We start from the raw sequence: 11974 nt of genomic DNA, 5'->3' as shown, positions 1-11974 counted from the left end.
ACAGAAACCTTTCATCCGCGGCGCTACTGCGGTATCGCCCACGGGTGTTTAATACAAGCAGTCTGCGGTGCCTCAAGAGGAGAGCAGGGCAATGAGTATCGGTCGTCGCTTGTCGCTACACATTCCCGAGCCGCCGGCGCGGCCTGGAGACGAGCCGGATTTCTCCGGCCTGAAAATCCCCTTGGCGGGAACGCAGGCGCGCCCGGCTGTCGACGCGCCCGCGCGCGATCTGCGTGACTACGCCGACGGTCTGATCCGCGTGCTCGACGACCATGACCGGGCCGTCGGCGACTGGACGCCGGACCTCGACGCTGAGGCGCTGCGCAGCGGTCTACGCGCGATGATGCTGACCCGCGTGTTCGACGATCGTATGCTGCGCGTGCAACGGCAGGGCAAGACCTCGTTCTACATGAAGTCCACCGGCGAAGAGGCGGTGGCGGTGGCGCAGGCCTACGCACTGGACGACAACGACATGCTGTTTCCCAGCTACCGCCAGCAGGGTCTGCTGGTGGCGCGCGGGCATTCGCTGGTCGACATGATGTGCCAGATCTTCAACAACACCCGCGATCGCCTGAAAGGCCGGCAACTGCCGATCATGTATTCGGTGCGCGAGAAAGGTTTTTTCTCGATCTCCGGCAACCTCGGTACGCAGTATCCGCAGGCGGTGGGTTGGGCGATGGCCTCGGCGATGAAGGGCGACACGCGCATTGCCGCAAGCTGGGTCGGCGAGGGCACGACGGCGGAGCCGGACTTTCATCACGCGCTGACCTTCGCCAGCGTGTATCAGGCGCCGGTGATCCTGAACGTCGTCAACAACCAGTACGCGATTTCCGCGTTCCAGGGCATCGCCGGCGGTGAGCGTGCAACGTTCGCGGACCGTGCGATTGGCTACGGAGTTCCAGGCCTGCGCGTAGACGGCAATGACTTTCTCGCCGTTTACGCCGTTACGCGCTGGGCGGCCGAGCGCGCGCGCAGCAACCACGGCCCAACCCTGATCGAGCTGTTCACTTATCGCGCCGATGCGCATTCGACCAGCGACGATCCTTCCGCGTATCGACCTCAGAGCGAAAGCGCACGCTGGCCGCTGGGTGATCCGATCGAACGACTGAAGCGCCATCTGATCGGCATCGGTGAATGGAGCGTGGATCAGCACACGCAGCTGGCTGCCGAGCTGGATGCGCAGGTCAGGGCGGACCTGAAGGAGGCCGAGAGCTACGGCACCCTGTCGACACCGCCGGACAGTCCGCGCTCGATGTTCGATGACGTGTTCAAGGAGATGCCGCCGCATCTGATCAAGCAGCGCCAGGAAATGGGTTACTGAAGGACGATCGCCATGGCAACGATGAACATGATTCAGGCGATCAACTCGGCGCTCGACGTGATGCTCGGTCGCGACGACGACGTGGTGATCTTCGGCGAGGACGTTGGCTACTTCGGCGGTGTGTTCCGCTGCACCGCGGGCCTGCAGAAGAAGTACGGCAAGACCCGCGTGTTCGACACGCCGATCGCCGAGGGCGGCATTCTCGGCACCGCGATCGGCATGGGCGTCTACGGCCTGCGGCCGGTCGCCGAAATCCAGTTTGCCGATTACATCTACCCGGCCTTCGATCAGTTGGTGTCCGAAGCGGCGCGCCTGCGCTATCGCTCCGGCGGCGAGTTCTGGGCGCCGATCACCGTACGTGCGCCCTGCGGCGGCGGCATCTTCGGCGGGCAGACCCACAGCCAGTCGCCCGAGGGCGTGTTCACGCATGTTTGCGGGCTGAAGACGGTGATGCCGTCAAATCCCTATGACGCCAAGGGGCTGCTGATCGCGGCGATCGAGGACGACGATCCGGTCATGTTCTTCGAGCCCAAGCGTATCTACAACGGTCCGTTCGACGGCCATCATGACAAGCCGCTGGTGCCGTGGTCCAAGCATCCGCAGGGCGAGGTGCCGGAAGGCTATTACCGCATCGACCTGGGCAAGGCTGCGATTGCGCGTCCAGGCAACGATGTGACTTTGCTGGCTTACGGCACGATGGTGCATGTGTGTCTGGCCGCGGTCGAGGAGGCGGGTGTCGACGGCGAGGTGATCGATCTGCGCTCGCTGCTGCCGATCGATATCGACACCATCGTCGAATCGGTGAAGAAGACCGGCCGCTGCGTGATCGTGCACGAGGCCACGCGCACCAGCGGCTTCGGCGCGGAACTGTCGGCGCTGGTGCAGGAGCACTGCTTCTACCACCTGGAGGCGCCGATCCAGCGCGTCACCGGCTGGGACACGCCGTATCCGCATGTGTTCGAGTGGGAATACTTTCCCGGGCCGCAGCGCGTCACGCGTGCGATCACCGCCGTGATGGAGGGCTGAGCGATGGGTCGTCATATCGTCAAATTGCCCGACATCGGTGAAGGCATCGCCGAGTCCGAGATCGCGACCTGGCGCGTCGCCGTCGGCGACGTGGTCAGCGAGGACCAGCCGCTGGTCGACATGCTGACCGACAAGGCCGCGGTCGAACTGCCGTCGCCGGTGACCGGCACGGTGGTGGAATTACATGGGCAGGCGGGGGACATGATCGCCGTCGGCTCGGCTCTGGTGACGCTGGAGGTTGACGGGCAAGGCAACGTTTCCGCGGGCAAGACAGGTGCAGCCAGCAAAGTCGCCGCACCGCTGCCTGAGGCAGCGAAACCCGCGGCCGCAGCACCGTCCAGTGCGCCACCAACTAAAGTTTCGGCGGGGCCTGAAGCGACTCCGGCGCCATCGAAGCGGAGGGCATCGGCGGTGACGGCGGCACCGGTACTACGCAAACCCGGCGACAAGCCGCTGGCATCTCCGGCGGTACGTCAGCGTGCGCGCGAGCTGGGGGTCGAGTTGCCGTACGTTTCCGGCAGCGGCGCGGCCGGACGCATCACGCATGCGGATCTGGATGCCTATCTGGAAACCCGCGAAGCCGCGCGACCCGGTGCTGGTCGCGCGCCGCTGGCGCCGCGGACCGCCGTCGAGGAGATCAAGGTCATCGGTCTGCGCCGCAAGATCGCCGAGGCGATGCAGCGGGCCAAGCAGCGCATTCCGCATTTCGCCTACGTCGAGGAGATCGACGTCACCGAGCTGGAGGCGCTGCGCACGCACCTGAATGCGATGCGTCGCGACGATCAGCCGAAGCTGAGCCTGCTGCCGTTCCTGCTGCGGGCGCTGGTGCAGGTGTTGCCGCGCTATCCGCAGATCAACGCGACCTATGACGACGAAGCCGGCACCGTGCGGCGCTATGCGGCAGTGCACTGTGGCGTGGCCACGCAGACCCCGAACGGCCTGGTGGTGCCGGTGCTGCGTCACGCCGAAACGCTGGACGTCTGGCAGATGGCAGCGGAAATCCGTCGGCTCGCCGATGCCGCGCGCAGCGGCAAGGCGGCGCGCGAGGAACTGAGCGGTTCGAGCATCACCATCACCAGTCTCGGCGCGCTCGGCGGCATCGTCTCGACGCCGGTGATCAATGCGCCGGAGGTTGCGATCATCGGCGTCAACAAGATGGTCGAACGCCCGATGTATCAACGTGGCCAGCTGGTGCCGCGGCTGATGATGAATCTGTCCTCGTCCTTCGATCACCGCATTGTCGACGGCTATGACGCCGCCGAGTTCATCCAGACGGTGAAGTCCGCGCTGGAGCATCCTGCGACCCTGTTCATGGAGGGCGTCTGAGATGGGCGCGTCGATCCGAACGCAGGTTCTCGTCGTCGGCGGCGGTCCCGGCGGCTACGTCGCCGCGATCCGCGCCGGCCAGCTCGGGCTGGAGACCACGCTGGTCGAGGCCGACCGGCTGGGTGGCACCTGTCTGATCCGCGGCTGTATTCCGTCCAAGGCACTGATCCATGTCGCCACGAAGTACGCCGACCTGCAGCGGCACGCAGCGGCCCCGCATCTGGGCATCCGCCTGTCCGCGCCGCCGCAGTTCGATCTGACCGAAGCGGTGCAGTGGAAGGACGGCATTGTCGACCGCCTCAGTGGCGGCGTTGCCGGCCTGTTGAAGAAAGCCAAGGTCCGTGTGGTGCACGGCTGGGTGCAGTTCTCCGACGCCAAGACCTGCGTCGTGAAAGGGGAGGATGGCGAAACCCCGGATGCTCAGACCCTGATTCACGCCGAGCATGTGATCCTGGCGACCGGCTCGGTCAGCGCCGCGTTGCCGCAGCTGCCGCTCGGCGGCGATGTGATCTCCTCGACCGAGGCCCTGTCGCTGGCCGAGCTGCCGCAGCGTTTGGTCGTCGTTGGCGCCGGCTACATCGGGCTGGAGATGGGCATCGCCTTCGCCAAGCTCGGGGTGGAGGTCCGCTTCGTCGAGGCGATGGACCGCATTCTGCCGACCTATGACGCGGCGCTGGTGCGTCCGGTCGAGCAGTGGTTGAAGCAGCACGGCGTGGCCGTGCACCTGAGCACGAAGGCCCTGGGCGTCGAGCAGGGGGACGCTGGTGTCTCCCTGACGGTGCAGAGCGGCGATGCGGCGCCGCAGACACTGGATTGCGACAAGCTGCTGGTCGCGATAGGCCGGCGGCCGAACACGCAGGGCTGGGGCCTGGAGCAGATGGCCGTCGACATGAACGGGCCGTTCGTCAGGGTCGATGCGCAATGCCGCACGTCGATGCACAACGTCTGGGCGATTGGTGATCTGGTGGGGGAGCCGATGCTCGCGCACAAGGCGTCGGCACAGGGCGAGATGGTTGCCGAGATCATCGCCGGCCGTCGTCGCGCCTTCGAGCCCAATGCCATTGCCGCGGTGTGCTTCACCGAGCCCGAGATCGTCGCGGTCGGGCTGTCGCCGGATCAGGCCCGCGCTCAGCACCTCGAGATCGTCACCGGCCAGTTTCCGTTTGCCGCCAACGGCCGCTCGCTGACGATGCAAGCCGGCGCCGATGGCGGCTTCGTGCGCGTGGTTGCGCGCGCGGACACGCATCAGGTCATTGGCATTCAGGCGGTCGGCGCGCACGCCTCGGAGCTGTCAGGCGAATTCGCGCTGGCCATCGAGATGGGTGCGGTGCTTGAAGACATTGTCGGCACGATCCATGCGCATCCGACAATGAGCGAGACGTTCCCCGAGGCAGCGATGGCTGCGCTGGGACACGCGATCCACATCTGAGCCCTTGCCGTCGATGGGCCGAAATTACCCCGTGCGATAGGGGTGAAATTACCATCGGCGCGGCTTGATGCTGCCAGCGCCAGCCGCCAGCATGCGCGTCCACTTTGGAAAGCCGAGAAGGGGATGTCCGTGTTGCGCGCCAGAATCGCTGCAGGTCTTGTCGTTGTGTCTGTGCTCGGGCTGCTGAACGGTTGCGGCGAAGGCAGCAGTGTCGACGCGGTGGGTACCGCAGGCAGCACGGCGGGTGGCAAGGTTGAAGTGCTGCTGGTCGGCAACAACTGGGATGGCACCGCCGACATCATCAGCGTGCCCGGCTATCAGAACCTCAAGCGCATCAACATCGTGCCGGACCTGGAAGAGCGCAAGGCCGAGATCTACCTCAATCCGGTGCGCCTGGGCTATTACCTGGCGATCCGCCAGCTGATCGGCGAAGGCCATGATCAGCTGGTCGACGATCTGTTTGCGTCCAAGGATGGCCGCACCTTGTTCGTGTCGCGGCCGAGCCTGGCGGACGTTGTCGCGATCGATATCGATAGCGGCGAGATCCTCTGGCGCACGCCGGTGGCGGGTCAGCGCTCGGATCACATGGCGATCTCGCCGGACGGCACGCGGCTGGCAGTTTCGGCATCGACCGCCAATGTCGTGCACATGATCGACACCGCGACTGGAAAGATCGTTGGTGAATTCGAATCCGGCGACTCGCCGCATGAGAACAACTATTCGCACGACGGCAAGCGGATCTTCCACGCCAGCATCGGCACCGTCTATACGCCGCTGGATTCACCGCTGATGAGCACGACCAAGGGTGATCGCTACTTCCAGATCGTCGATGCCGAAACCTTGCAGGTTCTGCGCCGGATCGACATGGGGCAGAAGCTCGCGGAGGCGGGCTATCCGGACATGAGTTCGGCGGTGCGACCGATGGCGATCTCGCCCGACGAGCGCTTTGTCTACGTGCAGGTGTCATTCTTCCACGGCTTCGTGGAATACGACCTCGAGACCGACAAGGTCACGCGTGTGGCCGAGTTGCCGCTGAGCGAGAAGGCCGCGGGTCTGCGTCGCGACGAGTACCTGCTGGATTCGGCGCACCATGGCCTGGCGATGAACGGCGCCGGCACCAAGCTGTGTGTGGCCGGCACCATGTCCGACTATGCCGCCATCGTTTCTCGTGACACTTTTGAGTACACACTGCATCCGCTGGGCGCCACGACGTATTGGGCGACCAGCAGCCAGGATGGCAAGTACTGCTATGTCTCGGTCGCTGGCGACGACACCATTTCGGTCATCTCCTACGACTCGGAGAAGGAAGTCGCGCGCTTCCCGGTCGGCGACCATCCGCAGCGTGCGCGCACGGCGCAGCTGGATCGCACGCTATTCGATTGATGCCGGGGTGATGCGCGGGCGACGAGTGCACCGTCGTCGCCCGTGATCACTGTGCAGACTGCCGCAGGGTTCGCAGGGTCGCTCAATTCGGTGCCGGGCTCGTTTGCGACCTGCGCGTGCGGTGTTGATCCGGTGCGAGTCCGGGCCGCGGCCAATGTGCGGCCATCCGCTTGCGCAACTCCCCGTTCCTTGCAGTCCCGGTAGGGCGATTGTCGATGTTGGCTCAAGAGCCTGTCCGGAAGAGGTTTTTCGACGATTTTTTCCACCGCCAAAGTGGGCTGAACCGCCCGCGCGCGTTACGATATATGGCTCTTCGAGCGACGTGCGCAATGGCGAAGCGGCTTCCGGCAATGGAAGCCGAGATCGGGCGCAGGTTGTTCGGGTTTCATGCAATAGCCGGGAATACCGCCCCAAGCCCTGACAGAGGTGGATGACATGCAGTACCAGGACATGATGAACAAGATCGCCAGCGGAGCTGGTTTCATCGCAGCGCTCGACCAGAGCGGCGGCTCGACGCCGAAGGCCTTGAAGGGCTATGGCGTCGACGAGGGGGCTTGGTCGAGCGAGGAAGAGATGTTCGGCCTGATTCACCAGATGCGCACGCGCATCATTACCTCGCCGGCATTCAGCGGTGACAAGGTGCTGGGCGCGATCCTGTTCGAACGCACGATGGACGGCACCGCCGACGGCAAGTCGGTTCCGGCTGCGCTGATCGAGCGCGGCGTCGTTCCGTTCATCAAGATCGACAAAGGTCTTGAGGACGAAAAGGACGGCGTGCAGGTGCTCAAGCCGATGCCGGAGCTGGACGTGCTGTTGAAGCGCTCGAAGGCGCTGGGCGTTTTTGGCACCAAGGAGCGTTCGGTCATCAATCTCGCCAACCGCGCAGGCATCGCCTCTGTGGTCAAGCAGCAGTTCGAGGTCGGGCAGCAGGTGCTGGCCGCCGGTCTGGTGCCGATCATCGAGCCGGAAGTGAACATCAAGAGTCCGGAACGGGCTGCAGCCGACCAGATTCTGCTGGAGGAACTGCTCAAGGCGCTGGACGCGATGCCGGGTACAAATCGGGTGATGCTGAAGCTGTCGCTGCCGGTTCAGTCGGGCCTGTTCGATCCTTTGGTCAAGCACCCGCGTGTGCTGCGCGTGGTCGCGCTGTCCGGCGGTTACAAGCGCCCGGAAGCCTGCGTCGAACTGGCCAAGAACAAGGGCATCATTGCCAGCTTCAGCCGCGCGTTGCTGGAAGATCTGCGCTACCAGATGAGTGACGACGAGTTCAATGCCGCGCTGGCGTCTGCCATTGACGAGATTTTTGTCGCATCGACGGTGAAAACCGCCTGAGGACGCCGTTGCCGCACGGCACTGCGTCATCGGGGACGGCTCCAACGCCGTCCCCGATTCATTTGGGCTGCCTATCCCTGCACAGTGCGGGGATGGCGCCCTGAGTGGAGGAAAATGGCATGGGTGGGATCATCGAGAGCGATTCCGGTCTCAATGCCCTGCTGGGGCGGGTCCGGCGGGTCGCTGTACTGGGCGTCAAGACCGAGGCCCAGGCGAACCAGCCAGCGTTCTATGTGGCAGAGGACCTGGCCGAAGCCGGGCTGGAGATCGTGCCGGTGCCGGTGTACTACCCGGACGTGACGCACATTCTGGGTCAGCCGGTGTTCCGCAGGCTCGTCGACATTCCGGGTGAGGTCGATCTGGTCGATGTCTTTCGCCGCGCCGAAGACATTCCCCAGCATCTGGATGACATCCTCGCCAAGCGCCCGGGTGCCGTCTGGTTCCAGCAGGGCATCCGTAATGATGCCGCGGCCGAGGTGCTGGCCAGGGCTGGCATCGCGGTGGTGCAGGACCGCTGCCTGATGGTGGACTACCGTCGCTACCGCGCGACGCGCTGATTCAGCCTTTTGCCGCTGATTTGCGCGTTCGCGCTGTAGGCGTGATGGGCGCGGAAACACCGACTGCGCGTACACAGAAATCCCGTACCGATTCGATCAGTCGATCCTGGCTGCGCGTGCTGCGTGTTGCCGGGGCGATCGGCCCCACCAGCGCTTCAGTGTAGGCGCCGACAATGCACGCCGCGCTGGCGTCGACGTTCTGTGCCGGAAACTCGCCGGCGGCGATGCCTTCCTTCAACAGTCGCTTGAACACGTCGCCAAACATCATGCGGCAGCGGATGCGTGCGGCATCGACTTCGGCTTCGGCCGGTTCGGCGATGAACGCGTAGGCGAGGTTGGGACCGCGCAGCGCGCGGCGCACGAAGGATTCGACCGCCAGGGTCAGGCGTTGAGTCGCGGTGCCGGGGCCGGCCGCGATGGCGTCGAGGATTTCGATCTCCTGCCGCACGGCTTCGGTCAACACGTCGACGAACAGTTCGGCCTTGGACGGAAAGTAGCGGTAGATCGCGCCGCTGGAGAGCCCGGCCTCAGCCGCCACCGCGCCGATTTGTGCCTCGCGCAGCCCGCCGCGCGCAACCAGCGTGCGTGCGGCGTCGAGAATGCGCTGGCGGTTGGCTGCCAGCCGCTCCTCCATCAGCGGGGATCGTTTGTAGTTGCGCATTTCGGTGATTCTACTTTCAAAAAGTGAATTGTGCTTCACAAATATGAGGCGGCCGACTAGACTGCCGCTTCCGAATGAGGCGCACGCGGCCGGATGGCCGCTGCCGCAAACCCAATACGCCGCAACGTCACCCCCTGAAGGAGCCTCCGATGCATCTGCCATCCCTGAATTTCGATCTGGGCGAAAACATCGATCTGCTGCGCGAGGCAGTGCGCCAGTTCGCCGAGCGCGAGATCGCGCCGATCGCAGCAGAGGTCGACAGCAGCAACGCGTTCCCGTTGGCGATGTGGCGAAAGCTTGGCGATCTGGGTGTGCTGGGGCTGACGGTCGAGGAGGAATATGGCGGCACCAACCTCGGCTATCTCGCGCACGTGGTGGCGATGGAAGAAATCTCGCGCGCATCGGGCTCGATCGGTCTGTCCTATGGTGCGCACTCGAACCTGTGCGTGAACCAGCTGCGCAAGAACGGCAGCGAGGCGCAGAAGCAGAAATATCTGCCCAAGCTGATCAGCGGCGAGCACATCGGTGCGCTGGCGATGTCGGAGCCCGGCGCTGGGTCCGACGTGGTGTCGATGAAGCTGCGTGCGGACAAGCAGGGCGGCCGCTACGTGCTCAACGGCAACAAGATGTGGATCACCAACGGTCCGGACGCGGACACGCTGATTGTTTATGCCAAGACCGACGTCTCTGCCGGTTCGCGCGGCATCACGGCGTTCATCATCGAAAAGGGATTTGCGGGCTTCTCGACCGCGCAGAAGCTCGACAAGCTCGGCATGCGCGGCTCCAACACCTGTGAGCTGGTGTTCGAGAACTGCGAGGTGCCGGAAGAGAACGTGCTCGGCAGTGTCGGTCGCGGCGTCAACGTGCTGATGTCGGGCCTGGACTTCGAGCGGGTGGTGCTGTCCGGCGGTCCGCTCGGCCTGATGGCCGCCTGTCTGGACGTCGTCGTGCCGTACGTGCACGACCGCAAGCAGTTCGGTCAGAGCATCGGCGAGTTCCAGTTGATGCAGGGCAAGCTCGCCGACATGTACGTCGGCTTCAATGCCTGCCGCGCCTATGTGTATGCGGTGGCCAAGGCTTGCGACCGTGGCGAGACCACGCGCAAGGATGCCGCCGGCGCGATCCTGTATTCGGCCGAGAAGGCGACGTGGATGGCCGGACAGGCGATCCAGGCGCTGGGCGGCAACGGCTATATCAACGAGTTCTCGACCGGCCGCCTGTGGCGCGACGCCAAGCTCTACGAGATCGGCGCCGGCACCTCGGAGATCCGCCGCATGCTGATCGGCCGCGAACTGTTCGGCGAGACGGTGTAAGCCCGTGACCGTACTGAAGTCGAAGCTGGATCCGCGCAGCGAAGAGGTCATCCGCAACGCGGCGGCCATGCAGGCGGTGGTGGACGATCTGCGCGCGCAGGCAGCACGCATCGCCCAGGGCGGTTCCGAATCGGCACGCGCCAAGCACACCGCGCGCGGCAAGCTGTTGGCGCGTGAGCGTATCGACGCGCTGCTCGATGCGGGCTCGCCGTTCCTGGAGATCGCGCCGCTGGCAGCGCTGAACATGTACGACGACGGCGTGCCTTGCGCCGGCGTCGTCGCCGGCATTGGCAGGGTCGAGGGCGTCGAGGTGCTGATCGTGGCCAACGACGCCACGGTCAAGGGCGGCTCCTATTACCCGATAACGGTGAAGAAGCATCTGCGAGCACAGGAGATTGCGCAGCAGAATCGTCTGCCGTGCATTTATCTGGTGGATTCCGGTGGCGCCTTCCTGCCGATGCAGGATGAGGTGTTTCCGGACCGCGATCACTTCGGGCGCATCTTCTACAACCAGGCCAATCTGTCGGCGCAGGGCATGCCGCAGATCGCCTGCGTGATGGGCTCGTGCACCGCCGGCGGTGCCTATGTGCCGGCGATGTCGGACCAGACCATCATCGTGCGCGAGCAGGGCACGATCTTCCTGGGCGGACCGCCGCTGGTGAAGGCGGCGACCGGCGAGGTGGTGACTGCCGAGGACCTGGGTGGCGGCGACGTCCACACGCGCATCTCCGGCGTGGCCGATTATCTGGCTGAGAACGATCACCATGCGCTGGCGCAGGTGCGGCGCATCGTCGCCAATCTGAACTGGAGCAAGCAGGGCAAGCTGACCGTGCGCGCGCCGATTGATCCGCTGTATCCGGCCGAAGAGTTGTACGGCGTGATTCCGGTCGACACGCGCAAGCCCTTCGACGTGCGCGAAGTGATCGCGCGTCTGGTCGACGGCTCGGAGTTCGACGAGTTCAAGGCGCGCTTCGGGACGACGCTGGTCTGTGGCTTCGCGCATCTGCACGGCTATCCGATCGGCATCGTCGCCAACAACGGCATCCTGTTCTCGGAGTCGGCACAGAAGGGCGCCCACTTCATCGAGCTGTGCGCCAAGCGCGGTATTCCGCTGCTGTTCCTGCAGAACATCACCGGCTTCATGGTCGGTCGCCAGTACGAGAACGAAGGCATCGCGCGCCACGGCGCCAAGATGGTCACGGCCGTGGCCTGCGCCAAGGTGCCGAAGTTCACCGTCGTCATCGGCGGCTCCTTCGGTGCCGGCAACTACGGCATGTGCGGGCGTGCGTACTCGCCGCGCTTCCTGTGGATGTGGCCGAACGCGCGCATCTCGGTGATGGGCGGGGAGCAGGCCGCGAGCGTGCTGTCGCGGATCAAGCGCGACGGCTACGAAGCCAAGGGCCAGGACTGGCCTGTCGAAGAGGAGGAGGCGTTCAAGGCGCCGATCCGTGAGCAGTACGAGCATCAGGGTCACCCGTACTACGCCTCGGCGCGGTTGTGGGACGACGGCGTGATCGACCCGGCGCAGACGCGTCGCGTGCTGGCGCTGGCACTGTCCGCTTCGCTCAACGCACCCATCGAGCCGACCGAGTTCGGCATCTTCCGGATGTGATCGCATGAGCCCGA

General features: G+C 64.9%; 10 protein-coding genes. 9 read left to right on the top strand and 1 reads right to left on the bottom strand.

Features of this window, described 5'->3' with window-relative positions; translation table 11 throughout:
* Positions 1-91: 91 nt before the first annotated feature.
* The 7 genes from E4T66_RS04205 to E4T66_RS04175 all read left to right on the top strand — a co-directional run bounded on the left by E4T66_RS04205 (position 92) and on the right by E4T66_RS04175 (position 8374).
* Positions 92-1321 carry a thiamine pyrophosphate-dependent enzyme gene (locus E4T66_RS04205; RefSeq protein WP_136847658.1) on the top strand — a complete coding sequence of 410 codons (1230 nt, stop codon included), beginning with the start codon at positions 92-94 and terminating at the stop codon, positions 1319-1321.
* Positions 1322-1333: 12 nt separating this feature from the next.
* Positions 1334-2347, top strand: a complete 1014-nt coding sequence (locus tag E4T66_RS04200; protein ID WP_136847657.1) for an alpha-ketoacid dehydrogenase subunit beta — start codon at positions 1334-1336, stop codon at positions 2345-2347.
* Positions 2348-2350: 3 nt separating this feature from the next.
* Positions 2351-3673 (top strand): dihydrolipoamide acetyltransferase family protein, encoded by a 1323-nt coding sequence (locus E4T66_RS04195; RefSeq protein WP_136847656.1) that lies wholly within the window; start codon positions 2351-2353, stop codon positions 3671-3673.
* 1 nt (position 3674) lies between these two features.
* Positions 3675-5102 (top strand): dihydrolipoyl dehydrogenase, encoded by a 1428-nt coding sequence (lpdA, locus tag E4T66_RS04190; RefSeq protein ID WP_136847655.1) that lies wholly within the window; start codon positions 3675-3677, stop codon positions 5100-5102.
* 123 nt (positions 5103-5225) lie between these two features.
* Entirely contained in the window at positions 5226-6485 is a 1260-nt protein-coding gene (locus E4T66_RS04185; RefSeq protein ID WP_211242755.1) for a YncE family protein, read from the top strand.
* Between the two features lie 435 nt (positions 6486-6920).
* Positions 6921-7817 carry a fructose bisphosphate aldolase gene (locus tag E4T66_RS04180; protein WP_136847654.1) on the top strand — a complete coding sequence of 299 codons (897 nt, stop codon included), beginning with the start codon at positions 6921-6923 and terminating at the stop codon, positions 7815-7817.
* 119 nt (positions 7818-7936) lie between these two features.
* Complete coding sequence (locus E4T66_RS04175; protein ID WP_136847653.1) at positions 7937-8374, top strand: CoA-binding protein; 438 nt, start codon at positions 7937-7939, stop codon at positions 8372-8374.
* Between the two features lies 1 nt (position 8375).
* Here the strand turns inward: E4T66_RS04175 and E4T66_RS04170 are convergent, their stop codons facing one another.
* The gene (locus E4T66_RS04170) at positions 8376-9035 is read right to left on the bottom strand and encodes a TetR/AcrR family transcriptional regulator (protein WP_136847652.1); all 660 of its coding nucleotides are present in this window, start codon (positions 9033-9035) and stop codon (positions 8376-8378) included.
* A gap of 149 nt (positions 9036-9184) precedes the next feature.
* Between E4T66_RS04170 and E4T66_RS04165 the strand changes: the two genes are divergently transcribed.
* Together E4T66_RS04165 and E4T66_RS04160 are read left to right on the top strand one after the other, a co-directional pair.
* On the top strand, positions 9185-10348 hold the full coding sequence (locus E4T66_RS04165) for an isovaleryl-CoA dehydrogenase (protein ID WP_136847651.1): 1164 nt from the start codon (positions 9185-9187) through the stop codon (positions 10346-10348).
* A 67-nt stretch (positions 10349-10415) separates the two neighbouring features.
* Complete coding sequence (locus E4T66_RS04160) at positions 10416-11960, top strand: carboxyl transferase domain-containing protein (RefSeq protein WP_136848055.1); 1545 nt, start codon at positions 10416-10418, stop codon at positions 11958-11960.
* The last annotated feature ends 14 nt before the right edge of the window (positions 11961-11974 follow it).

The organism is Sinimarinibacterium arenosum, assembly GCF_005047655.1.
GTDB lineage: Bacteria > Pseudomonadota > Gammaproteobacteria > Nevskiales > Nevskiaceae > Solimonas.
The sequence above is the reverse complement of the archived record's forward strand: the minus strand, read 5'-3'. Positions and strand labels throughout refer to the sequence as shown.